The sequence below is a fragment of the Streptomyces sp. NPDC056479 genome (genome assembly GCF_042795335.1).
In the GTDB taxonomy this organism is placed as follows: Bacteria; Actinomycetota; Actinomycetes; order Streptomycetales; family Streptomycetaceae; genus Streptomyces.
In genome coordinates this window covers 1,030,726-1,053,507 of record NZ_JBHTRZ010000003.1, presented here as the reverse complement: position 1 = coordinate 1,053,507, position 22,782 = coordinate 1,030,726, and the positions used below count along the sequence as shown (strand labels likewise).

Sequence of the window (22,782 nt, the reverse complement as noted above, 5' to 3'; positions counted from 1 at the left end):
ACCAAAAGGGGGGAGGCTTCCGGGACTGCCCCCCTCTCCGGGGTGACGCGAGCTTGGCACACCCCCTCCTGCCGACCATGGGAGGTCGGGCCTGCCTCTCCCGGGTCCGACGGTGTGACGAGGCGGTGCAATCGCCGTACGATGCGTGACCCAGGCCGCCGATGACCAGTTCTGTCCATGTCTGCATGCTTTTGGCCGGTTACGGGATGTGACTCGGGCCACGCAGATTGGGCGTAACACTCGGGGAAACAGCGCGATGACCTAAGAGGTGACAGCCGAGGAGGGAATACGGACGCCGCTCACGGCGCTGTGCATCTTCCCGGCCCCCGCCCGCACCGTCGGCCCAATCCCCACGGCCGGTGGTCGGCTCCTGTCCGCTGTGGACGGGGCCGGAAGCCGTTTTCCAACGTTCCGAGAGGTTGTTCGTGTCGGCCAGCACATCCCGTACGCTCCCGCCGGAGATCGCCGAGTCCGTCTCTGTCATGGCTCTTATCGAGCGGGGAAAGGCTGAGGGGCAGATCGCCGGCGACGATGTGCGTCGGGCCTTCGAAGCCGACCAGATTCCGGCCACTCAGTGGAAGAACGTACTGCGCAGCCTCAACCAGATCCTCGAGGAAGAGGGTGTGACGCTGATGGTCAGTGCCGCGGAGCCCAAGCGCACCCGAAAGAGCGTCGCAGCGAAGAGTCCGGCCAAGCGCACCGCCACCAAGACGGTCGCGGCGAAGACGGTGACCGCCAAGAAGGCCACTGCCACCGCCACGCCCGAGGCGCCCGCGGCCGAATCCGCCGTCGAGGACGATGCCCCCTCGAAGAAGACCGCTGCCAAGAAGACGACCGCCAAGAAGACGGTCGCAAAGAAGACGACGGCTGCCGCGAAGAAGACGGCTGCCAAGAAGACCACCGCCAAGAAGGACGACGCCGAGGTTCCCGAGGACGAGGCTCTCGAGGAGACCCCCGGCAAGACCGGCGACGAGCCCGAGGGCACCGAAAGCGCCGGCTTCGTGCTCTCCGACGAGGACGAGGACGACGCGCCCGCGCAGCAGGTCGCGGCCGCCGGTGCCACCGCCGACCCGGTCAAGGACTACCTCAAGCAGATCGGCAAGGTCCCGCTGCTCAACGCCGAGCAGGAGGTCGAGCTCGCCAAGCGCATCGAGGCGGGCCTCTTCGCCGAGGACAAGCTGGCCAACGCCGACAAGCTCGCCCCCAAGCTCAAGCGCGAGCTGGAGATCATCGCCGAGGACGGCCGCCGCGCCAAGAACCACCTGCTGGAGGCCAACCTCCGCCTCGTGGTCTCCCTGGCCAAGCGCTACACCGGCCGCGGCATGCTCTTCCTGGACCTCATCCAGGAGGGCAACCTCGGTCTGATCCGCGCGGTCGAGAAGTTCGACTACACCAAGGGCTACAAGTTCTCCACGTACGCCACCTGGTGGATCCGTCAGGCGATCACCCGCGCCATGGCCGATCAGGCCCGCACCATCCGTATCCCGGTGCACATGGTCGAGGTCATCAACAAGCTCGCGCGCGTGCAGCGCCAGATGCTCCAGGACCTGGGCCGCGAGCCCACCCCGGAGGAGCTGGCCAAGGAACTCGACATGACCCCGGAGAAGGTCATCGAGGTCCAGAAGTACGGCCGTGAGCCCATCTCCCTGCACACCCCGCTGGGCGAGGACGGCGACAGCGAGTTCGGTGACCTCATCGAGGACTCCGAGGCCGTGGTCCCGGCCGACGCGGTCAGCTTCACGCTCCTCCAGGAGCAGCTGCACTCCGTCCTCGACACGCTCTCCGAGCGCGAGGCGGGCGTCGTCTCCATGCGCTTCGGTCTCACCGACGGTCAGCCGAAGACCCTCGACGAGATCGGCAAGGTCTACGGCGTCACGCGCGAGCGCATCCGTCAGATCGAGTCCAAGACCATGTCGAAGCTGCGCCACCCGTCGCGGTCTCAGGTGCTGCGCGACTACCTGGACTAGGTCGCAGTAGCTCCAAGCTCGACCACGTCGCATTCGTACGACGCACAAGGCCCGGTCCCCGAGTGGGGACCGGGCCTTCGTGCGGGTGCGGGGCGCGGCGAGCTGACTCACTCTGGGTTTCCCATGACCACCCGAGAGTGAGGAGCGTCATGCGTCGACCCTTTGTCCGGGCGCTGGCCCGGCCCTTGGTAATGGCGGCCGTGGCGACGGCCGTACCGTTGGTGTCCGCCGCCCCTGTGGCCGCCGACAGCGTCGTCGTCGGCGGGTTCCCGGTGGATGTGTCCGACAGCCCCTGGACCGTGGCGCTGGCCAGCCGTGACCGGTTCGGAGGTACGCGGGCGGGTCAGTTCTGCGTCGGGGTGGCGGTGGGCCGGTCCACGGTGCTCACCGCGGCCCACTGCCTGAGCCAGGAAGTCCTGGGGTCGTCGCCGGAACAGGTGCGCGACTTCACGGTCATCTCGGGCCGTACGGATCTGCTGTCCGGCCGAGGACAGGAGGTCCCCGTCCGTGCCACCCGGGTGAACCCGGGCTACGACAATGACAGCAACGCCGGCGACTTCGCCGTGGTCACGCTCGCCCAGCGCCTTCCCGCGAGCGCCGTCATCGCGATGGCGGGCCCGGGCGATCCGGCCTATGTGCCGGGGACCCAGGCGCTGGTCTACGGGTGGGGGGACGTCACGGGCGCGGGCGACTATCCGCGCGGTCTGCGGGCCGCACGCGTGCACGTACTGCCGGACGCCCTGTGCCGGCAGGCGTATCCGGGTGACGGCGACGGCAGGTATCTGGCGGACAGCATGCTCTGCGCGGGGGAGCCGACGGGCGGCCGGGATGCCTGTCAGGGGGACAGCGGAGGGCCGCTGGTCGCTCAGGGGAAGCTGATCGGGCTCGTGTCCTGGGGCAACGGGTGTGGTCGCGCGGGCAGCCCTGGCGTGTACACACGGGTGTCCGAGGTCGTACGGACCATGGGGTGGCGGGCCGCCGCGCAGGAGGGCCACACGGGCGGCTGACCGGGGCCGGGGGCTCTCGGGGTATGAGCGAGGGCGGTCGCCCCTGCTGTCAGGGGCGACCGCCCATCAGCCGGCCTGTGCCGGAGCTGGCTCGTCGGGGATGCGAGGTGTCAGCGCTCTTCTTCGGAAGCGGTGCTGGGAACGGTCGTCAGCCGCTCCGTCTCGTCCTGTATCTCAGCGGCGATCTTCTTGAGTTCCGGCTCGAACTTGCGACCGTGGTGGGCGCAGAAGAGCAGCTCTCCGCCGCTGAGCAGGACGACGCGTACGTACGCCTGTGCGCCGCAGCGGTCGCAGCGGTCAGCGGCCGTCAGCGGGCTCGCGGGGGTCAGAACAGTAGTCACGTCGCCTCTTCTCTAGCTCGACGAGCTGTCGTACCAGGGTCAACATCCAACCAGCCCCAAAACGTTCCCGCTCGCGGCTTCTCCCAGAGAGAAATTTTTCCGGGGCGGCTGGCTGCTGCCGGCTTGGCGGCGAATGTGCCGTAGTGCGTGTCAGGCGTGCTTACGGTTTCGCGCTGTCGGTCAAGGTTTGTCCTCCCGGCTGGCTTGCCGGTTTGTTCATGAGGACGTGCCCGGAGCCTAAATGGTTCATGCCTGGAAGGGAACGTGATATGTACTTCACCCCATCGAGGGATCGAACAAGCATGCGACCCTGGACTAGTCTGTGTTTCGTACGAGGGTGGCGTTACATCGGCTCTACCAGGCCTCGGTACCCTCTTGACGGCAACCGAAGCCGCGCCCTTACCCATCAGGGCGTCACCTGAAATTCAGCGAGGAGCGAACCGCGTGACCGCCGAGACGTCCGTGCCGTCCACAGCGCTGCTGGCAGGAGCAGACCGGGACGGTTCCAACTACACCGCGCGGCACCTGCTCGTCCTCGAGGGGCTCGAGGCCGTGCGCAAGCGCCCGGGCATGTACATCGGCTCGACCGACAGCCGTGGTCTGATGCACTGCCTGTGGGAGATCATCGACAACTCCGTCGACGAGGCCCTCGGTGGCTACTGCGACCACATCGAGGTGATCCTCCACGACGACGGCTCCGTGGAGGTCCGGGACAACGGCCGCGGCATCCCGGTCGACGTCGAGCCCAAGACCGGCATGTCCGGCGTCGAGGTCGTCATGACCAAGCTGCACGCCGGCGGCAAGTTCGGCGGCGGCTCGTACGCCGCCTCCGGCGGTCTGCACGGCGTGGGTGCCTCCGTGGTGAACGCCCTGTCCGCGCGGCTCGATGTCGAGGTGGACCGCAGCGGCCACACCCACGCCATCAGCTTCCGGCGCGGTGTCCCGGGCGCCTTCGCCGCCGACGGCCCGACGGCCAAGTTCGAGGCCAAGAGCGGCCTGCGCAAGACCAAGAAGATCCCCAAGACCCGCAACGGCACACGCGTGCGTTACTGGGCCGACCGGCAGATCTTCCTGAAGGACGCCAAGCTCTCCCTGGAGAACCTGCACCAGCGCGCCCGCCAGACCGCGTTCCTGGTGCCCGGCCTGACCATCGTCGTCCGCGACGAGTTCGGCCTCGGCGAGGGCGGCAGCAAGGGCGAGGAGTCCTTCCGCTTCGACGGCGGCATCAGCGAGTTCTGCGAGTACCTGGCCACCGACAAGCCGGTCTGCGACGTCCTCCGCTTCGGCGGCCAGGGCACCTTCAAGGAGACCGTCCCGGTTCTGGACGAGCACGGTCAGATGACCCCCACCCAGGTCACCCGAGAGCTCGACGTCGACGTCGCCATGCGGTGGGGCACGGGATACGACACGATCCTGAAGTCGTTCGTGAACATCATCGCCACCCCCAAGGGCGGCACCCATGTCGCGGGCTTCGAGACGGCCGTGACCGGCACCATGAACGAGGTGCTGCGCACCAAGAAGATGCTGCGCGTGGCCGAGGACGACATCGTCAAGGACGACGCCCTGGAAGGGCTCACCGCGGTCGTCACCGTCCGGCTCGCCGAGCCGCAGTTCGAGGGCCAGACCAAGGAGGTCCTCGGTACCTCGGCGGCCCGGCGCATCGTGAACACGGTGATCGCCAGGGAGCTCAAGGCGTTCCTGACCTCCACCAAGCGGGACTCCGCCGCACAGGCGCGTGTCGTCCTGGAGAAGGCCGTCGCCGCCGCCCGTACGCGTATCGCGGCCCGCCAGCACAAGGACGCGCAGCGCCGGAAGACGGCCCTTGAGTCCTCGTCGCTGCCCGCCAAGCTCGCCGACTGCCGCAGCGACGACGTCGACCGCAGCGAGCTGTTCATCGTCGAGGGAGACTCCGCGCTCGGCACCGCCAAGCTCGCCCGGAACTCCGAGTTCCAGGCGCTGCTGCCGATCCGCGGCAAGATCCTCAACGTCCAGAAGTCGTCCGTGACCGACATGCTCAAGAACGCCGAGTGCGGCGCGATCATCCAGGTCATAGGGGCGGGGTCGGGCCGGACCTTCGACATCGACGCCGCCCGCTACGGCAAGATCATCATGATGACCGACGCCGACGTCGACGGCTCCCACATCCGCACACTGCTGCTGACGCTGTTCCAGCGCTACATGCGGCCGATGATCGAGGCCGGCCGGGTGTTCGCCGCCGTGCCCCCGCTGCACCGGATCGAGCTCATCCAGCCCAAGAAGGGGCAGGACAAGTACGTCTACACGTACTCGGACCGGGAGCTTCGCGACAAGCTCATGGAGTTCCAGAGCAAGGGCGTGCGGTACAAGGACACCATCCAGCGGTACAAGGGTCTCGGCGAGATGGACGCCGATCAGCTGGCCGAGACGACCATGGACCCGCGCCATCGCACGCTGCGGCGGATCAGCCTCACCGACCTCGAGGCGGCCGAGAGGGTCTTCGATCTGCTGATGGGCAACGATGTGGCGCCGCGCAAGGAGTTCATCTCGAGCTCGGCGGCGACGCTGGATCGGTCGCGTATCGACGCGTAGTCGCTGCGCTGGGCTGGGGCCGGGTTCTCGGCCTCGGCCTCGCCTTCGGCCCTCTTTGGGTTCCCACCCGCACCGGCCGTGCGACTTTCGTCGTCGGGTGCGGGTGGCCCCTGTGGGGCTCATCGCCGACGGCGGCTGCGGGAACATTTACCGACTTGCCTGGTCCTTCCGGTTTGCATCACCTGATGGGGTGAAACGCGCTGAGAAGCCGAGTCGGCGATCTTTCCGTTCTGTCCATGCTTGGGCATGCACTCAAGCGATGGTCGTCCCCGCGAAACCACTGGTGCGCGGTACGACGATCCCTGGTACGACGCCCTCGCCTCCGGGTGGGGGGAATCGGACGGTACGGACGCCCCCGAGACCGCCCCGCCTCCCGCCGGTGATGTGTACCTGGAGGTGCAGCGCAGCGCCGCTTTCCGCGAAGTGCGCGGCCGCTACCGGCGGTTCGTGGTGCCGGCGGTCGTCGTGTTCTTCTCCTGGTATGTGGCGTACGTCGTCGCCGCGACGACCGCGCCGGGGCTGATGGCCAGGCCCGTCGTGGGCGCCGTGAACGTCGCCCTGCTCGCGGGACTCGGGCAGTTCCTCACCACCTTTCTGCTCACCTGGGCCTACGCCCGTCACGCGCGGCTGCGCCGGGACCGGGCGGCGCTCGAACTGCGCTGGGACACCCAGGAGTTGACGCGTGTCGCGAAGGGTGGTGCCGCGTGACGGTCGACCATCAGACTCTGTCGCTGCTGCTGTTCAGCGTGTTCGTCGCGATCACGTTGGCGATCACGGCCTGGGTGGGCCGTAACCGGCGTGGTTCCGCGGAGGAGTTCTACGCGGGCGGCCGGCTCTTCACCCCCATGGAGAATGGTTTTGCCATCGCCGGTGACTACATGTCGGCCGCGTCCTTCCTCGGTATCTCCGGGCTCATCGCCCTCTTCGGCTATGACGGGCTGCTCTACTCGGTGGGCTTCCTCGTGGCCTGGCTGGTGGTCTTGTTCCTGGTCGCCGAACTGGTGCGCAACTGCGGGCGGTTCACGCTCGCCGACGTGGTAGCCGCACGGATGCGCGAGCGCCCCGTGCGGATCGCGGCGGGAACTTCCTCGGTCACCGTGTCCGTTCTCTATCTGGTGGCGCAGATGGTGGGCGCGGGCACCCTGGTCGCGCTGCTGCTCGGGGGCAAGGGCGAGGGGGCGCAGGCCTGGACCGTCATCGGCGTCGGTGCGCTCATGGTGATCTATGTCTCGTTGGGAGGGATGCGGGCCACCACCTGGATCCAGATCGTCAAGTCGGTCCTGCTGCTCGGCGGCACCATCGCGTTGACCGTGCTCGTCCTGCTGCGCTTTCACGGCGACTTCGACCAGCTGCTGCTCACGGCGGCCGAGCGCAGTGGTCACGGAGACGCGTTCCTGGCGCCCGGCCTGAAGTACGGCGGTGACTGGACGGCCCGCCTCGACTTCATCAGCCTGGGCCTCGCCCTGGTGCTGGGCACCGCGGGGCTGCCGCACATCCTGTCCCGCTTCTACACCGTGCCCACCGCCCGAGCGGCACGGCGCTCCGTGGTCTGGGCGATCGGGCTCATCGGCGGCTTCTATCTGATGACCATCGTCCTGGGCTTCGGCGCGGCGGCAATCGTCGGACCCGAGGCCGTACGGGGGTCGAACGCGGCCGGGAACACGGCGGTTCCGCTGCTCGCGCTCGATCTGGGCGGCGGCGAGAACTCCACCGGAGGAACGGTTCTCTTCGCCGTGGTGGCCGCCATCGCCTTCGCCACGATCCTCGCCGTGGTCGCCGGAATCACGCTCGCCTCCTCGGCCTCCGTGGCCCACGACCTGTACGCCTCACTACGGCGCCGGCACGCCAAGCCCCGCAGCGAGGTGGCCGTGGCACGCGTCGCCGCGGTCGGCATCGGCGTCGTCGCGATCGGGCTCGGACTGCTGGCCCGCGACCTGAACGTCGCGTTCCTCGTGGGTCTGGCCTTCGCCGTCGCCGCGTCCGCCAATCTGCCGGTGCTGCTCTACTCGCTGTTCTGGCGGGACTTCACCACGCGCGGGGCCGTATGGGCCGTGTACGGCGGTCTGATTCCGGCCCTGGTGCTCGTGCTGCTGTCGCCGGTGGTGTCGGGCAGCCCCGAATCACTGTTCCCCGACGTCGACTTCCAGTACTTCCCCCTGCAGAACCCCGGCCTCGTCTCGATCCCGCTGGGCTTCATCGCGGGCTGGCTCGGCACAGTGACCTCGGCCGAGGCCCCCGACGAGGCCAAGCACGCGGAGACCGAGGTGCGGTCGCTCACGGGGGCGGGGGCGGTCTAGGGCGGCGCCATGGCCGCCGTACGACTCATCCCGTCCTGGTCGGCTGACGCTTCGGCGCTCGGCGTCCGTATGAAAGGGAGGGCACGGTTCCTTCCCCCGCCCCCACGGGCCGTGCCTCAGGCGCGGGTCGCCCACACATAACGGTGTTCCGGGCGGCCCGCGTCCCCGTACTTGAGGGTGAGACGGGCGCGTCCCGTGCGTTCCAGGAGCTTGAGATAGCGCTGGGCGGTCTGGCGGCTCACGCCGGTCCGCTCGGCGATCTCCTGGGCCGACAGGGGGCCTTCGGCGTTCATCAGGGAGCGGCGGACGAGTTCCGCGGTGGTGGGGGAGTGGCCCTTCGGCAGATCGGATTCCGAAGGGGCCGACAGGGCGCCGAAGATGCGGTCCACCTCGGCCTGTTCCGCCTCGCCGCCGACGTCGAGGGTGCGGCGCAGCTCCGCATAGGCCTCCAGCTTGGCGCGCAGCCCGGCGAAGGCGAACGGCTTGACCAGGTACTGGAGCGCCCCGTGCCGCATCGCCGCCTGCACGGTCGTGATGTCCCGCGCCGCCGTCACCATGATCACGTCGGCCTGGAGGCCGCGCCGGCGCATCTCCTGGACGACCGCCAGGCCGGTCTCATCGGGCAGATAGTGATCCATGAGGACCAGGTCCACCCGAGGCAGCTCCTCCACCTGGCGCAGCGCCTCGGCCGCGCTGTGCGCCTCGCCCGCGACACGGAAGCCCGGCACCTTCTCGACGTAGGCGGCGTTGACCCGCGCGACGCGCGTGTCGTCGTCCACGACCAGGACCTCGATCATCGCGACTCCTCCTCGGCGACGGTGTGCGGATCGGACGGCACGGTGAGGGCGGGCTCCAGATCCGGCTCGGCCAGCGCCTCGGGCAGGACGACGGCGAACTCGGCGCCCCCACCGGCCGCCTCGCCCACCGTCGCGCTGCCGCCCTGCCGTTCGGCGAGCCTGCGCACCAGGGAGAGGCCGATGCCGCGCTCGCGGTGGGCCGGGCGCTGCTTGGTTGACCACCCCTCGGTGAAGATCAACTCGCGCTGCTCCGCGGGGATTCCCGGCCCCGTGTCGCGCACCCTGAGGTTCGCGGTGCGCCCCTCGGCCCGCAATTCGACCTCCACGCGCGCGTGCGGCGTGCCCGCGACGGCGTCGAGGGCGTTGTCCACCAGGTTGCCCACGATCGTGACAAGCCCCCGCGGGTCGATCAGCCGGTCCGGAAGCCCCGTGCGATCCGAGAGCCGAAGCGCGACACCGCGCTCCGCCGCCACGGTCGCCTTGCCGACCAGCAGGGCGGCGAGCAGCGGGTCCTGGATCTTCTCGGCGACCTGCTCGGCGGTGGCGCGATGATCGCCGACGACCTCCCCGACGAACTCCACGGCGTCGTCGTACATCTCCAGTTCGAGCAGCCCGAGGAGCGTGTGCATGCGGTTGGCGTGCTCGTGGTCCTGGGCGCGCAGGGCGTCGATCAGACCGCGTGTGGAGTCGAGCTCCCGGCCGAGCTGTTCCAGCTCGGTGCGGTCGCGCAGGGTGGCGACGGCGCCGCCGTCGTCGGTGGGCATGCGGTTGGCGACCAGGACGCGCTGACCGCGGACGGTGAGCAGATCGGTGCCGGTCACCCGGCCGGCCAGCACGTCGGTCGTACGGCCCTCGCCCAGCGCCTCGTCGAGGGACCGGCCGACGGCCTCGTCACCGATGCCGAGCAGACGCCGTGCCTCGTCGTTGAGGAGGCGGATACGGCCGCCGCGGTCCAGGGCGACGACGCCCTCCCGGATGCCGTGCAGCATCGCCTCGCGCTCCGAGAGTAGCGCCGAGATATCGGAGAAGGCCAGGTCACGGGTCTGCCGCTGGACCCGGCGGGAGATGAGCCAGGCGGCCAGCGCGCCCACCGCCAGGGCGCCGCCCGCGTAGGCGAACAGCCCCGGGATCGCGTGCAGCAGACGGGCGCGCACACTGTCGTACGCGATACCGACCGAGACCGCCCCGACGATCTTCCCGTCGTCGTCGCGCAACGGAACCTTGCCGCGCGCGGTGCGGCCGAGCGTGCCGCTGTCGATCTGCATGACCTCATGGCCGGCGAGCGCCTGGCCCGGGTCGGTGGAGACGAGCCTGCCTATCTCGCTCGGCGTGGGATGCGACCAGCGCACCCCGCGCCGGTCCATCACCACGATGTACTCGGCCCTGGTCGCCTCACGGATCCGCTCCGCCTCCCGCTGGACCGGGCCGCCGGCGGTCGCGGACGTGCCGGCCAGGTCCTCGGCGATCTGCGGCTGGGCGGCGGTGGTCTGCGCGATCGACAGCGCGCGGCGCATCGCCTGGTCGTCCAGCTGGTCGCTGAGCGGAGCGAGGAACAGACCGGTCGCGAGCACCGCGACTCCCGCGGCGATCGCCACCTGCATCAGCAGCACCTGCGAGAACATCCGCCGGGGCAGGCCGAGGCGCAGGCGACGGGCGGGGGGAGTGGGGCTCATACCCATGACGGTACGTGGGGGTGGGTGAGCGGCCGTAGGGGGATGTGGCGGGGATCTCCTGATCGCTGCGGGTCCGGCGGGGCGTGCGGCCACGGGGGCGGCCTGGCCCTGGTGGAACCGGCCGGCGGTCAGCTCGCGAGTGCCGTCGCCATCCTGCGCTCGCGTATCGCCACCACGTCCATCCGCGCGGGCGAGCCGAGCACCGACGCCCCGCAGCTCTCCGGGCGGGGCGGCTGGGAGGCCCCCTGGACCACGCTGACGCGCCAGGTGCGGCCGTCCGTGTGGGCGACGGTCACCTCCCAGCGGGGAGCGGTGCCGTCCGTCCGTACGACGGTCAGCGCCTCGGCACCGTGCTCGCCGGTGGCCCTGCGCACGGCCAGCTCGGCCGCCTGGCCCGGTCGTTCCCAGGCCGAGTTCCCGCGGCAGCCGTCGACGACGATCCGACCGTCCTGGACGCTGTGCAGGACTTCCTTGACGGCGTGGGCCTGCGCCCGGCCGTAGGCGTAGCCGTAGGGCAGCACGAGCAGGGTCGGGGAGAACCGATGTCCACCCAGATGGGTGACCTCCCAGACGCCGTCCACGCCGGAGGTGGCGAGCTCGGCCGCGAGCGGGCGGCCCAGGAGGGCGCAGCAGCGGTCCCGCTTGCCGTTGGTGCAGACGAGTGCGAGCGGGTCGCCTGTGTGGGGACGCCCCTGGAGAACCGAGTCGAAGGTGTGGTGGTCACCCATGCCTAGGGCAGCGAAGTCCAGGTCGAGGAGCAGCTGAGGGTCGCTGATCGTGGCGGCGCGCAGCCACACCTTTCCGGGCACGGTGTGGGCCACGTAGACCTGGCGCTCGGCGACGCCGCCGCAGTCGGCGTGCCGGCCGGGGCGGCGGATGAGCGCGACGCGTACGCCCGTGCCCTGCGCGGCCGCCTCCAAGGCACGGCCGAGCGCGGGATCCAGGTGGCTCTGGGTGAGCGCCTTGGCACCCCACGGGCCGGGCTGCTCCAGCAGCAGCCAGGTCGTCGCGGTCGCCGCGGTCCCCGCGATGGGCTCGTCGAGGTCCTGCGAGACGGTTGAGCACGTACTCACAGAGGTGAGCCTAACCTGACTTGAGTCGTCGTGACTGCTTAAGGGGTCGGCGTTCGGCTGTGGTCGTGTCCAAGCGGGCCCGCCCTAGACAAGGCCTTCCCGCTTGCGTAAAGAAGTCCGGCACCGCGGCGGTGCCGGACCTGGGAGGAGTGCCCGCAACTGAGGAACTACGCCACCTATACGTCAGGAATATCAGTCTTGGCGCGAATTAGTGTTTCGCGGGTAATAACGACGATACGTTCGTAGTCGGCGCGCGAGGCGTCGGAGGGGAGGTCCGGGTCGAGTGAGTCCGTGGCGTCCGTACCGATGACCGCGAAGTTCCCGTCGGCCAACTCGAAGATGTCAGGGCAGTTGCCTCCTCCGGTGCTCCCCCGGGAGCTTGGGGGGACACCGATCCGACGAATGATCTGACTCACTGTTGATTCCCTCTGATTCACGGCTGAAGAACATGCGCACAACGACGGCGGGTACGGCGGCGGCCCTGTGGGGTGCGCACGTCTTCCGGCAGCGTGAGTGGCGCTCTTGTGGAGTCGCTCGCGCGATGGCGTGAGTCAACCCCAGGTGCGTGAGGGACAACTGGGAACGTGATCTGTTCGTTATGGCTCCGGTGGTGTGAATTCATTTCGCGCGCCTTGCCTACTCGCTCGGCGGCTCACCGACCACCCACCACTCCTCGACGTCCGCCTCGTCCAGCCGGCGCAGAAGGTCGTCGACCAACCTCCCCAACTCGGCCTCATCCGAGTCCTCGGGAAGCGTCGCCCGCTGGCCTCTCGTTGCGAACCAATATTCGCGCACGACCGGGTTCTGCAGGAGACCCCGCACCCGGCCGAAGAACTCGTCCCGGCTCAGATTGCCGATGCGGTAGTAGAAGAGCAGGTTGGTGTACAGGGCGTTGGCGAAGAGGTACTGGCGTCGCTCCTGGGGCGACGCAGGCACTTCGAAGATGTCCAGCACCTCGGCAAGTTCCGGACTGTCGATCGCCTTGCTCAGCAGTTGCCAGTGCAGGTGTTGCTGGTTGGCCAAGTTGGCGTGCTGCTGCGTGCGCGTCACCTGTTCTTCCAGGTCATCGAGTCGCACGCGCAGCGAGTCGAGCGTGCGGCGTTGTGACGCGAGCGCGGCGAGAGCTCCTGTCACCAGCCCCAGGCCCGCTGCCACGGCCGAACCCAGCCCCGGTACCCCAGTCCTTCGTGTGGCCATGTCAACCCCCGAATCAGACGGCGGCCGTCCGCCGGTCGTCGGGGTGCGGGTCGACTGGAGGGGACCGGCGAGCGGTGGGCGGCGCTTGCCGTCTCCCAGAGTGCCGAGCGGCTCTGATCGGCGGGGAGGCGGAGAGGAGGCGCACGGAGGGAAGCGAGGGTCGCACACTCCGGCGCCATGCCCAACGTCTGCCCGGCAAGTGCTGCTAACAATCGTTCACTTCGCAGTGATTCTTCCGGCTCGTATCCTGGGTCGGCATTCAAATCTTCGTCTCTGCGCCGAGCCGCGAGCCGGTGCACCCGTCGGCGTGAGAAAGGTCGCACGTTGAGCCAGCAGAGCCCCGGCCCGCAGCAGATTCCGGTCGTCGTACTCGCCGGATTCCTCGGTTCCGGCAAGACGACTCTGCTCAACCACCTCCTCCACCGCAGCGGAGGCACCCGCATCGGCGCCATCGTCAACGACTTCGGCGCCATCGAGATCGACGCCATGGCCGTCGCCGGCGCGCTCGGCGACTCCACCGTCTCCCTCGGCAACGGCTGCCTGTGCTGCGCGGTCGACGCCAGTGAGCTGGATGTCTATCTGGAGCGGCTCGCCCGCCCCGGCACCGGCATCGACGTCATCGTCATCGAGGCCAGCGGACTCGCCGAACCCCAGGAACTCGTGCGCATGGTGCTCGCCAGTGAGCATCCGGGGATCGTGTACGGCGGGCTCGTCGAGGTCGTCGACGCCGCCGAGTTCGACGACACGCGCGCCAAACACCCCGAGGTCGACCGGCACCTCGCCCTCGCAGACCTCGTCGTGGTCAACAAGCTCGACCGGGCGCCGGACGGTGAGCGCGTCCTAGGGCTGGTGCGCGACCTCGCCGAACGCGCCGCCCTCGTCCCCGCCACCTACGGCCGTATCGACCCCGAGTTCCTGTTCGACTGCCGGCCCAGCGAGGAACGCATCGGGCAGCTCTCCTTCGACGACCTGCACGAGCACACCGGCGGCGACGACGGTGACCGCGACGACCCCGACGGTCACCACACCCACCTGCATACCGCCTATGACAGCCTCTCCTTCGTCTCCGAACAGCCCCTCGATCCACGTCGGTTGATGGGATTCCTGGACAGCAGGCCGGAGGGGCTGTACCGGATCAAGGGCTACGTCGACTTCGGCCCCCACGACACCGCGAACCGCTACGCCGTACACGCCGTCGGACCGTTCCTGCGCTTCTACCCGGAACCGTGGGCCGGCGTCGTCGGCGACGCCGACGCACGTCTCACCCAGCTCGTCCTCATCGGCTCCGGTATCGATGCCGCCGCCCTGGCCAAGGAACTGGAGGCCTGCAAAAGCGACGCCCCGCACGCCGACGAGCATGGCATGTGGGGCGTCCTGCGCTACGTACAAGATCCGGACGGACAAGGCCCCGACGAGCGGCGCCTCGACGACCCGCCGGCCTAGACCGGCCCCGCCACCACCGACACCGTCTTCGCCAGCGAGACCCCAGAGCCGTCGCGCCGCGGATCCATCTCGGGGAGTTCCGCAGGGGTGCCGTTCTTCTGTGCGGCTCGCGCCGGGGTGGCGCCCGCCCAGGCCAGGGACAGACAGTCCTCGCCCTTCAGGAACCGCTGGCAGCGGACACCGCCCGTGGCGCGGCCCTTGCGGGGGAACTGGTCGAACGGGGTCAGCTTGGCCGTGGTCTGGACGGAGTCGTCCAGCGTGCCGCGCGAGCCCGCGACCGTGAAGACCACCGCGTCGACCGCCGGGTCCACCGCGGTGAAGGAGATGACCTTCGCGCCCTCGGTGAGCTTGACGCCCGCCATGCCGCCGGCGGCGCGGCCCTGCGGGCGGACCTGCGCGGCCTGGTAGCGCAGCAGCTGGGCGTCGTCCGTGATGAAGACCAGGTCCTCCTCACCGGTGCGCAGCTCCACCGCCCCGACGATCCGGTCGCCGTCCTTCAGCGTGATGACCTCCAACTCGTCCTTGTTGGACGGGTAGTCGGGCACCACACGCTTCACCACGCCCTGCTCCGTGCCGATCGCCAGGCCGGGGGACGACTCGTCGAGCGTGGTCAGGCAGACCAAGGTCTCGCCGTCGTCCAGGGACACGAACTCCGACAGCGGCGCGCCGCCCGCGAGGTTCGGTCTCGACGCCGTCTCCGGCAGCTGCGGCAGATCGATGACGTTGATCCGCAGCAGCCGGCCCGTGGACGTCACCGCGCCCACCTCACCGCGCGCCGTGGCCGGCACCGCGGAGATGATCACGTCGTGCTTGGAGCGCTTCGCGTCGCCGTCGTCCGCGAACGGGTCGCCGTTCGCCGTACGGGCCAGCAGGCCCGTCGAGGACAGCAGCACCCGGCACGGGTCGTCCGCCACCTGCAGCGATACGGCGGTGACCGTTGTGCCCGCCGACTCCAGCAGCACCGTACGCCGCTCGGTGCCGAACTTCTTGGCCACCGCGGCCAGTTCGGAGGAGACCAGCTTGCGCAGCTCGGCGTCCGAGTCGAGGATCCGGGTCAGCTCGGCGATCTCCTGGTTGAGCCGGTCCTTCTCGGCCTCCAGCTCGATGCGGTCGTACTTGGTGAGGCGGCGCAGCGGTGTGTCGAGGATGTACTGGGTCTGGACCTCGGACAGGGAGAAGCGCTCCATCAGGCGTTCCTTCGCCTGTGCGCTGTTCTCGCTGGAGCGGATCAGACGGATGACCTCGTCGATGTCGACGAGCGCCGTGAGCAGGCCTTCGACCAGGTGCAGACGGTCGCGCCGCTTGCTGCGGCGGAACTCGCTGCGGCGCCGTACGACCTCGAAGCGGTGGTCGAGGTAGACCTCCAGGAGTTCCTTGAGGCCCAGGGTGAGGGGCTGGCCGTCGACCAGTGCGACGTTGTTGATGCCGAAGGACTCCTCCATCGGCGTCAGCTTGTAGAGCTGCTCCAGGACCGCCTCCGGCACGAAGCCGTTCTTGATCTCGATGACCAGACGCAGGCCGTGCGCACGGTCGGTGAGGTCCTTGACGTCGGCGATGCCCTGGATCTTCTTCGAGCCGACCAGGTCCTTGATCTTGGCGATGACCTTCTCCGGGCCGACCGTGAACGGCAGCTCGGTGACGACCAGGCCCTTGCGGCGGGCCGTCACGGTCTCGATCTCGACCGTGGCGCGGATCTTGAAGGTGCCGCGGCCCGTCTCGTAGGCGTCCCGGATGCCCGCGAGGCCGACGACCCGGCCACCGGTGGGCAGGTCGGGGCCCGGGACGAACCTCATCAGGGCGTCCAGATCCGCGTTCGGGTGCCGGATCAGATGACGGGCGGCGGCGATGACCTCGCCGAGGTTGTGCGGCGGCATGTTCGTGGCCATGCCGACGGCGATGCCCGACGCGCCGTTGACCAGGAGGTTCGGGAAGGCGGCGGGCAGCGCCACCGGCTCCTGCTCCTGGCCGTCGTAGTTGGGCGTGAAGTCGACCGTGTCCTCTTCGATCGACTCGGTCATCAGGCTCGTCGCCTGGGCCTGCCGGCACTCGGTGTACCGCATGGCGGCCGGCGGGTCGTCGTTGCCCAGCGAGCCGAAGTTGCCGTGGCCGTCGACCAGCGGGACGCGCATCGAGAAGGGCTGGGCCATGCGCACCAGGGCGTCGTAGATCGACGCGTCGCCGTGCGGGTGCAACTTACCCATGACCTCGCCGATGACGCGGGCGCACTTCACATAGCCGCGGTCGGGGCGCAGGCCCATCTCGTTCATCTGGTAGACGATGCGGCGGTGCACCGGCTTGAGGCCGTCGCGAGCGTCCGGCAGGGCTCGGGAGTAGATGACCGAGTACGCGTACTCGAGGAAGGAGCCCTGCATCTCGTCGACGACGTCGATGTCGAGGATCTTCTCCTCGTACGAGTCGTCGGGCGGCGGGGTCTTCGTGCTGCGGCGGGCCATCGCTGCCGGCTCCTTGCTGAAGCGTTTGACGGACATGACGCGGACCATTGTGGACCGCGGCACTGACAACCACCGACCAGGACCCGATGTTGGCCTCCCGCACGGCGCGTGAGAAGTGTCGCCGACGGCCGGCCCCACTCGCGACCGAGGGGACCGATCGGGCAGCAACCGCCCAGGTCGACAGGGTTCTTGTCACGGGAAAGCGTGGCGTGCCGGGCGAGATCTCCCCGGCAGTCGCGACAACCGCCACCGGGACGGAACACCGCTCGGCGAGCGTCCCTCCGACGTCGTACTCAGGACTCCGAAGCCGCCCGCCCGCCGTGCGCCGACCCCTTTGGCAAGCTCACGCCACCAAACCGTTCACTCGCCGGAGTGATCGACAAGAGCCGTGCGAGCCCGCCGAAGGCGGGAAAGCGACAGGCTGTCCCCGCGGGGCGTTCCTGCGCCCCGCACACAGCCGCGCACCCAAGGCGTTCTGAACGGGAACTTCGCCGAGCCTTCGGACGCTGCATACAGTGGCAGGAACTCAAGCCGAACTGCTCGGCAGAACGCAGCGCACGCGACCGGAAGGACACCTTGCCCATGGGTCACACGGCCACACCGGAGGCACAATCCGGCGGCCTCACCGCGACGGAGCACCGCCTGGCCAACGGCCTGCGTGTGGTGCTCTCCGAGGACCACCTCACGCCGGTCGCCGCGGTCTGCCTCTGGTACGACGTAGGCTCCCGCCACGAGGTCAAGGGCCGTACCGGACTCGCCCACCTCTTCGAGCACCTGATGTTCCAGGGCTCGAGCAGTGTGAAGGGCACGGGGCACTTCGAGCTCGTCCAGGGCGCCGGTGGCTCGCCGAACGGCACCACCAGCTTCGAGCGCACCAACTATTTCGAGACCATGCCGGCCCACCAGCTGGAGCTCGCGCTGTGGCTGGAGGCCGACCGCATGGGCAGCCTCCTGGTGGCGCTCGACGAGGAGGGCCTGGAGAACCAGCGGGACGTCGTGAAGAACGAGCGCCGCCAGCGCTACGACAACGTCCCGTACGGCACCGCCTTCGAGAAGCTGACCGCGCTGTCGTACCCCGACGGACACCCGTACCACCACACACCGATCGGCTCGATGGCCGACCTGGACGCGGCCAGCCTGGAGGACGCCCGCGCGTTCTTCCGCACCTACTACGCGCCCAACAACGCCGTGCTGTCCATCGTCGGCGACATCGACCCCGAGCAGACGCTCGCCTGGGTCGAGAAGTACTTCGGCACCATCCCGTCGCACGACGGCAAGCCCGCCCCGCGCGACGGCTCGCTGCCCGAGGTCATCGGCGAGCAGCTGCGCGAGGTCGTCGAGGAGAACGTCCCGGCGCGCGCGATGATGGCCGCCTACCGCCTCCCGACGGACGGCACGCGCGAGTGCGACGCGGCCGACCTGGCGCTGACCGTGCTCGGCGGCGGCGAGTCCTCCCGCCTCTACAACCGGCTCGTGCGCCGCGACCGTACGGCCGTGGCGGCCGGCTTCGGCCTGCTGCGCCTGGCCGGTGCGCCCTCCCTGGGCTGGCTGGACGTGAAGACCTCCGGCGATGTCGAGGTCCCCGTCATCGAGTCGGCCGTCGACGAGGAGCTCGCCCGCTTCGCGCAGGAGGGCCCCACCGCCGAGGAGATGGAGCGCGCCCAGGCCCAGCTGGAGCGCGAGTGGCTGGACCGGCTCGGCACGGTCGCGGGCCGCGCCGACGAACTGTGCCGGTACGCCGTCCTGTTCGGCGACCCGCAGCTGGCGTTCACCGCGGTCAAGCGCGTCCTCGACGTCACCGCCGAGGAGGTCCAGGCGGTCGCCAAGGCACGGCTGCGTCCCGACAACCGCGCGGTGCTGGTGTACGAGCCGGTCGCCGCCGAGGACGAGGAACTGGACGCCGCCACCACCGACGAGAACGAGGAGTCGGCCCAGTGACCGAGCTCGCCAGCATGGAGTTCCACCCGCAGCCCCAGGCCGGCCAGGCCCGGCCCTGGGCGTTCCCGGCGCCCGAGCGCGGCAAGCTGGACAACGGCCTGACGGTCCTGCGCTGTCACCGCCCCGGCCAGCAGGTCATCGCCGTCGAGGTGCTCCTGGACACGCCCCTGGACGCCGAGCCCAAGGGCGTCGACGGCATCGCCACGATCATGGCGCGCGCCCTGTCCGAGGGCACCGACAAGCACACCGCAGAGGAGTTCGCCGCCGAGCTGGAGCGCTGCGGTGCCACGCTCGACGCCTACGCCGACCACTCCGGCGTCCGGGTCAGCCTCGAAGTGCCGGTCTCCCGTCTGGCCAAGGCGCTCGGCCTGCTCGCCGACGCGCTCAGGGCGCCCGCGTTCGACGACGCCGAGGTCGAGCGCCTGGTGCGCAACCGGCTCGACGAGATCCCGCACGAGCTGGCCAACCCCTCGCGCCGAGCCGCCAAGGAGCTCTCCAAGGAGCTGTTCCCGGCGACCTCGCGCATGTCCCGCCCGCGCCAGGGCACCGAGGACACCGTCGCCGGCATCGACTCCGCGGGCGTACGCGCCTTCTACGAGCGGCATGTACGCCCCGTGACCTCCACCGTCGTGGTCGTCGGCGACCTCACCGATGTCGACCTCGACGCGCTGCTCGGCGACACCCTGGGTGCCTGGACCGGCTCCCCGGCCGAGCCGCGGCCCGTCCCGCCGGTGACCGCGGACGACACCGGGCGCGTCGTCATCGTCGACCGCCCCGGCGCGGTCCAGACGCAGCTGCTGATCGGCCGTGTCGGCTCCGACCGGCACGACCGCGTGTGGCCCGCGCAGGTGCTCGGCACGTACTGCCTCGGCGGCACCCTCACCTCCCGCCTGGACAAGGTCCTGCGCGAGGAGAAGGGCTACACCTACGGCGTGCGCGCGTTCGGGCAGGTCCTGCGCTCCGCCCCGGACGGCACGGGCGCGGCGATGCTCGCCATCAGCGGCTCCGTCGACACCCCGAACACCGGCCCCGCGCTGGACGACCTCTGGAAGGTCCTGCGCGGTGTCGCCGCCGAGGGGCTGACCGACGCCGAGCGGGACTTCGCCGTGCAGAACCTCGTCGGGGTGGCGCCGCTGAAGTACGAGACCGCGGCCTCCGTGGCGAACACGCTGGCGGACCAGGTCGAGCAGCACCTGCCCGACGACTACCAGGCCACGCTGTACCAGCAGCTCGCCGCGACCGGCACCGTCGAGGCCACTGCCGCGGCCGTGAGCGCCTTCCCGGTGGACCGTCTGGTGACGATCCTCGTCGGCGACGCGGCCGAGATCCGGGAGCCCGTCGAGGCCCTCGGCATCGGCGAAGTCACCGTCGTGGCGGCCGAGTAGACGCGAGACGGCGCCACGCGCGCTGAGGGGCCCTGGTGACGCAAGAGTCACCAGGGCCCCTTTATGCCCGAATTGAGGAGAGGTTGCCTGTCTGGCCTGTGGGATGCGCTACAAAAGCCCTGATCCGTTTGGGGATTGAAAGATGCCCCGTTTAGCGTCTTCCGGGCTGTCCGTCAGGCAGTGCGCCGCAGCCGCGGCACCGGACAGCCATCGCCGAGTCCCCGTACGGCGCGAGCCAGGGGAGCCGGGGACCCATCGAAGTCCCTGGGGTGAATCGGACGCCCGCGCCTGTGCGAGGGGGTCCGTAGGAGACCTTCCTGCTCCGAACCCGTCAGCTAACCCGGTAGGCGAGAAGGAAGGAAAGGACCAGCCACTACATGGCGTTCACCTGCGCCACCGGGAAGAACCGCCCCACCGGGAAGCACCGCCGGCCCAGCCGGTTCGAGCGCACCACCGCCCGCGCTGCCGGCGTCGCCGCGCTCACCGCCACCGGTGTCATAGGCACCCTGGCCGCTCCGGCGCTCGCCGCCGAACCCGCCGCGGAGCAGACCGGCCTCATACCCGCCATCACCGTCGAGAACTCGATCGCCGACCAGCTCGACGCCCAGGCCGCCGCCCAGGAGCGGGCCGCCAAGGAGGCCGCCGCCGCGAAGAAGGCCGCCGAGGAGGCCGCGCGTCTGAAGGCGGCCGAGAAGGCCAAGAAGGAGCGGGAGGCCAAGGAGCGCGCCGCTCGCGAGGCCGAGCGCAAGCGCCTGCTGTCCTACGTCGCCCCGATCGCGGGCTCGTACGTCTCCACCGGCTACAAGGCCGGCGGAGCCGTCTGGTCCTCCGGCAGCCACACCGGCATCGACTTCCACGCCGCCAGCGGCACCACCGTCCACGCGGTCGCCTCCGGCAAGGTCGTCGAGGCCGGCTGGGGTGGGGCGTACGGCAACAACATCGTGATCAAGATGAACGACGGCACGTACACCCAGTACGGCCACCTGTCGTCCATCGGCGTCTCGGTCGGCCAGACCGTCACGCCCGGCCAGCAGATCGGCCTGTCGGGCGCCACCGGCAACGTCACCGGGCCGCACCTGCACTTCGAGGCCCGCACGACGCAGGAGTACGGCTCCGACATCGACCCCGTCTCCTACCTGCGCTCGCACGGCGTGAACATCTGACGCCACCGGCGCACCTCCCCGAAGCCCCGGCTCCCGAGCCGGGGCTTTCGGCGTTTCCGACCCTGATCCGCTGACCAAAAAATATCCATGGATTCCGGCCCTCCGTCGGAAATTCTGGCCGGTTGCAATAGAGTCACTGCGAACACGTCATTCGTCGACGTTTCACGGGGATTAAGCGGAGGTCGGTCATGCGTATTCCGGCGCATTCGGTGTGCACGGCGATCCGGGACGACATCGTGGCCGGTGTCTACGAGCGTGGCGGCCGACTCACCGAGGAAGTCCTCGCCCGCCGTTACGGCGTCTCCCGCGTCCCCGTCCGGGAGGCCCTGCGCACCCTGGAGGCGGAGGGCTTCGTGGTGACCCGGCGGCACGCGGGCGCGTGCGTCGCCGAACCGACCGAGCAGGAGGCCGCCGACCTGCTGGAGATGCGCACCCTCCTGGAACCGCTCGGCGCCTCCCGGGCCGCCCAGCGGCGCACCGAGGCCCATCTGAAGGTCCTGCGCGGCCTGGTAAGGCTGGGGCAGGAGCGGGCCAGGCGCGGAAACAGCGAGGATCTGCGCTCCCTGGGCAGCTGGTTCCACGAGACGCTGGCCCAGTCCTCCGGCAGCCCCGGCCTGTCCTCGGTGCTGACCCAACTACGCCACAAGGTCGCCTGGATGTACGCCGTGGAGGCACCCGTCAACCCCGTCGAGTCCTGGACCGAGCACGGCGCGATCGTGGACGCGGTGGCGCGCGGCGACGGCGAACGCGCCCGCGCGGTCACGGCGCTGCATATCGAACGGTCGCTGTCCTCGCACCGCCTGCGGTTCGGCTCCGGCGGCGAGCGCGCGGAGCGTGTGAGGAATTCGCAACATCCCGTAAACATGCCGAGCCTGCGGCATTAACACAGGCGCCGTATACAAAGAGGGAAAGAAATGGGCGGGGATTATTTATGCTGCCCGTGATCGGGAAATGCGAAGGGCTCGCCCGATAATTCGAGCGAGCCCTTCAGGTGTGCGCGGTGACGTCTTAGAAGCGACGAGCCGCGCGAACGACAATCGAGGCGGCTCAGACCGTCTCGGGCAGTTCCTCGAGACCCTCGGCGACCAGCTTCGCCAGTCGCTCGAGGGCCGCGTCCGCGCCCTCGGCGTCGGAGGCGAGGACGATCTCCTCGCCGCCCTGGGCGCCCAGGCCCAGAACGGCCAGCATGGAGGCCGCGTTGACGGGGTTGCCGTCAGCCTTGGCGATCGTCACCGGGACGCCTGTGGCCGTGGCGGCTCGGACGAAGATGGAGGCGGGGCGGGCATGAAGGCCCTCGGCCCAGCCGACGTTGACGCGGCGCTCAGCCATGTGATGCTGCCCTTCGGTTCTCAGGGTTGTCTAGACCAGTTTCCCACACCCGTGAAGCATGCCGGAACGGGACGGACGTCCCGCCCTTCGGTGACCTTCGGGTCGCGGCCTCGACCCGACGTTCGTCCTCCACAGACTGCCTCGCGCCGTT

General features: G+C 69.7%; 18 protein-coding genes and 1 riboswitch. Of the genes, 10 read left to right on the top strand and 8 right to left on the bottom strand.

What is annotated here, in order from left to right; genetic code table 11:
• The first annotated feature begins 425 nt into the window (after positions 1 to 425).
• Together ACFQ6S_RS16170 and ACFQ6S_RS16165 are read left to right on the top strand one after the other, a co-directional pair.
• A complete protein-coding gene (locus ACFQ6S_RS16170) occupies positions 426 to 1,967 on the top strand; it encodes an RNA polymerase sigma factor (RefSeq protein WP_383408988.1) in 1,542 nt (513 codons plus the stop codon).
• A 149-nt stretch (positions 1,968 to 2,116) separates the two neighbouring features.
• Positions 2,117 to 2,974 (top strand): S1 family peptidase, encoded by an 858-nt coding sequence (locus tag ACFQ6S_RS16165; RefSeq protein ID WP_383408985.1) that lies wholly within the window; start codon positions 2,117 to 2,119, stop codon positions 2,972 to 2,974.
• A 110-nt stretch (positions 2,975 to 3,084) separates the two neighbouring features.
• Here ACFQ6S_RS16165 and ACFQ6S_RS16160 read toward each other — a convergent pair whose 3' ends face one another.
• Positions 3,085 to 3,315, bottom strand: coding sequence for a hypothetical protein (locus ACFQ6S_RS16160; RefSeq protein WP_383408983.1), 231 nt, complete (start codon positions 3,313 to 3,315; stop codon positions 3,085 to 3,087).
• Positions 3,316 to 3,759: 444 nt separating this feature from the next.
• On the opposite strand from ACFQ6S_RS16160, the gene ACFQ6S_RS16155 reads away from it, so the two are divergent.
• From ACFQ6S_RS16155 to ACFQ6S_RS16145, 3 genes are all read left to right on the top strand, one after another.
• Positions 3,760 to 5,883, top strand: a complete 2,124-nt coding sequence (locus tag ACFQ6S_RS16155; protein WP_383408980.1) for a type IIA DNA topoisomerase subunit B — start codon at positions 3,760 to 3,762, stop codon at positions 5,881 to 5,883.
• A 246-nt stretch (positions 5,884 to 6,129) separates the two neighbouring features.
• Positions 6,130 to 6,591, top strand: a complete 462-nt coding sequence (locus tag ACFQ6S_RS16150; protein WP_383408978.1) for a DUF485 domain-containing protein — start codon at positions 6,130 to 6,132, stop codon at positions 6,589 to 6,591.
• Positions 6,588 to 8,180: a cation acetate symporter gene (locus ACFQ6S_RS16145; protein WP_383408975.1), complete on the top strand. Its 1,593-nt coding sequence runs from the start codon at positions 6,588 to 6,590 to the stop codon at positions 8,178 to 8,180. Before ACFQ6S_RS16150 ends, ACFQ6S_RS16145 begins: the two co-directional genes overlap by 4 nt.
• Positions 8,181 to 8,296: 116 nt before the next feature.
• On the opposite strand, the gene ACFQ6S_RS16140 is transcribed toward ACFQ6S_RS16145, so the two are convergent.
• From ACFQ6S_RS16140 to ACFQ6S_RS16120, 5 genes are all read right to left on the bottom strand, one after another.
• Positions 8,297 to 8,977, bottom strand: a complete 681-nt coding sequence (locus tag ACFQ6S_RS16140; RefSeq protein WP_383408972.1) for a response regulator — start codon at positions 8,975 to 8,977, stop codon at positions 8,297 to 8,299.
• Complete coding sequence (locus ACFQ6S_RS16135; RefSeq protein ID WP_383408969.1) at positions 8,974 to 10,650, bottom strand: ATP-binding protein; 1,677 nt, start codon at positions 10,648 to 10,650, stop codon at positions 8,974 to 8,976. Before ACFQ6S_RS16135 ends, ACFQ6S_RS16140 begins: the two co-directional genes overlap by 4 nt.
• 128 nt (positions 10,651 to 10,778) lie before the next feature.
• Positions 10,779 to 11,723 (bottom strand): sucrase ferredoxin, encoded by a 945-nt coding sequence (locus ACFQ6S_RS16130; protein WP_383408966.1) that lies wholly within the window; start codon positions 11,721 to 11,723, stop codon positions 10,779 to 10,781.
• 176 nt (positions 11,724 to 11,899) lie between these two features.
• Positions 11,900 to 12,139 (bottom strand): hypothetical protein, encoded by a 240-nt coding sequence (locus ACFQ6S_RS16125; protein WP_383408963.1) that lies wholly within the window; start codon positions 12,137 to 12,139, stop codon positions 11,900 to 11,902.
• 220 nt (positions 12,140 to 12,359) lie between these two features.
• Entirely contained in the window at positions 12,360 to 12,878 is a 519-nt protein-coding gene (locus ACFQ6S_RS16120; RefSeq protein WP_383408961.1) for a DUF6082 family protein, read from the bottom strand.
• Between the two features lie 366 nt (positions 12,879 to 13,244).
• On the opposite strand from ACFQ6S_RS16120, the gene ACFQ6S_RS16115 reads away from it, so the two are divergent.
• Complete coding sequence (locus ACFQ6S_RS16115) at positions 13,245 to 14,363, top strand: CobW family GTP-binding protein (RefSeq protein ID WP_383408958.1); 1,119 nt, start codon at positions 13,245 to 13,247, stop codon at positions 14,361 to 14,363.
• Here the strand turns inward: ACFQ6S_RS16115 and ACFQ6S_RS16110 are convergent.
• A complete protein-coding gene (locus ACFQ6S_RS16110; RefSeq protein ID WP_383409296.1) occupies positions 14,360 to 16,816 on the bottom strand; it encodes a DNA topoisomerase (ATP-hydrolyzing) subunit A in 2,457 nt (818 codons plus the stop codon). The two genes, ACFQ6S_RS16115 and ACFQ6S_RS16110, sit on opposite strands and share 4 nt — an antisense overlap.
• A gap of 582 nt (positions 16,817 to 17,398) precedes the next feature.
• Here ACFQ6S_RS16110 and ACFQ6S_RS16105 point away from each other — a divergent pair.
• The 4 genes from ACFQ6S_RS16105 (at position 17,399) to ACFQ6S_RS16090 (ending at position 22,186) form a co-directional block, all read left to right on the top strand.
• Positions 17,399 to 18,754 carry a M16 family metallopeptidase gene (locus tag ACFQ6S_RS16105; protein WP_383408955.1) on the top strand — a complete coding sequence of 452 codons (1,356 nt, stop codon included), beginning with the start codon at positions 17,399 to 17,401 and terminating at the stop codon, positions 18,752 to 18,754.
• The gene (locus ACFQ6S_RS16100) at positions 18,751 to 20,139 is read left to right on the top strand and encodes a M16 family metallopeptidase (protein WP_383408952.1); all 1,389 of its coding nucleotides are present in this window, start codon (positions 18,751 to 18,753) and stop codon (positions 20,137 to 20,139) included. Before ACFQ6S_RS16105 ends, ACFQ6S_RS16100 begins: the two co-directional genes overlap by 4 nt.
• A 201-nt stretch (positions 20,140 to 20,340) precedes the next feature.
• Positions 20,341 to 20,503, top strand: a riboswitch (cyclic di-AMP (ydaO/yuaA leader).
• Positions 20,504 to 20,516: 13 nt separating this feature from the next.
• A complete protein-coding gene (locus tag ACFQ6S_RS16095; RefSeq protein WP_383408949.1) occupies positions 20,517 to 21,302 on the top strand; it encodes a M23 family metallopeptidase in 786 nt (261 codons plus the stop codon).
• A gap of 188 nt (positions 21,303 to 21,490) precedes the next feature.
• On the top strand, positions 21,491 to 22,186 hold the full coding sequence (locus tag ACFQ6S_RS16090; protein ID WP_383408947.1) for a GntR family transcriptional regulator: 696 nt from the start codon (positions 21,491 to 21,493) through the stop codon (positions 22,184 to 22,186).
• Positions 22,187 to 22,349: 163 nt separating this feature from the next.
• Here the strand turns inward: ACFQ6S_RS16090 and ACFQ6S_RS16085 are convergent, their stop codons facing one another.
• Positions 22,350 to 22,631, bottom strand: coding sequence for an HPr family phosphocarrier protein (locus ACFQ6S_RS16085; protein ID WP_062671404.1), 282 nt, complete (start codon positions 22,629 to 22,631; stop codon positions 22,350 to 22,352).
• Between the last annotated feature and the right edge of the window lie 151 nt (positions 22,632 to 22,782).

Bases quoted from the DNA above. Each gene is read 5' to 3' on its own strand.
- ACFQ6S_RS16165 (WP_383408985.1), top strand. From the start codon at position 2,117: ATGCGTCGACCCTTTGTCCGGGCGCTGGCCCGGCCCTTGGTAATGGCG.
- ACFQ6S_RS16150 (WP_383408978.1), top strand. From the start codon at position 6,130: ATGCACTCAAGCGATGGTCGTCCCCGCGAAACCACTGGTGCGCGGTAC.
- ACFQ6S_RS16140 (WP_383408972.1), bottom strand. From the start codon at position 8,977: ATGATCGAGGTCCTGGTCGTGGACGACGACACGCGCGTCGCGCGGGTC.
- ACFQ6S_RS16135 (WP_383408969.1), bottom strand. From the start codon at position 10,650: ATGAGCCCCACTCCCCCCGCCCGTCGCCTGCGCCTCGGCCTGCCCCGG.
- ACFQ6S_RS16110 (WP_383409296.1), bottom strand. From the start codon at position 16,816: ATGGCCCGCCGCAGCACGAAGACCCCGCCGCCCGACGACTCGTACGAG.
- ACFQ6S_RS16105 (WP_383408955.1), top strand. From the start codon at position 17,399: ATGGGTCACACGGCCACACCGGAGGCACAATCCGGCGGCCTCACCGCG.
- ACFQ6S_RS16095 (WP_383408949.1), top strand. From the start codon at position 20,517: ATGGCGTTCACCTGCGCCACCGGGAAGAACCGCCCCACCGGGAAGCAC.
- ACFQ6S_RS16090 (WP_383408947.1), top strand. From the start codon at position 21,491: ATGCGTATTCCGGCGCATTCGGTGTGCACGGCGATCCGGGACGACATC.
- ACFQ6S_RS16085 (WP_062671404.1), bottom strand. From the start codon at position 22,631: ATGGCTGAGCGCCGCGTCAACGTCGGCTGGGCCGAGGGCCTTCATGCC.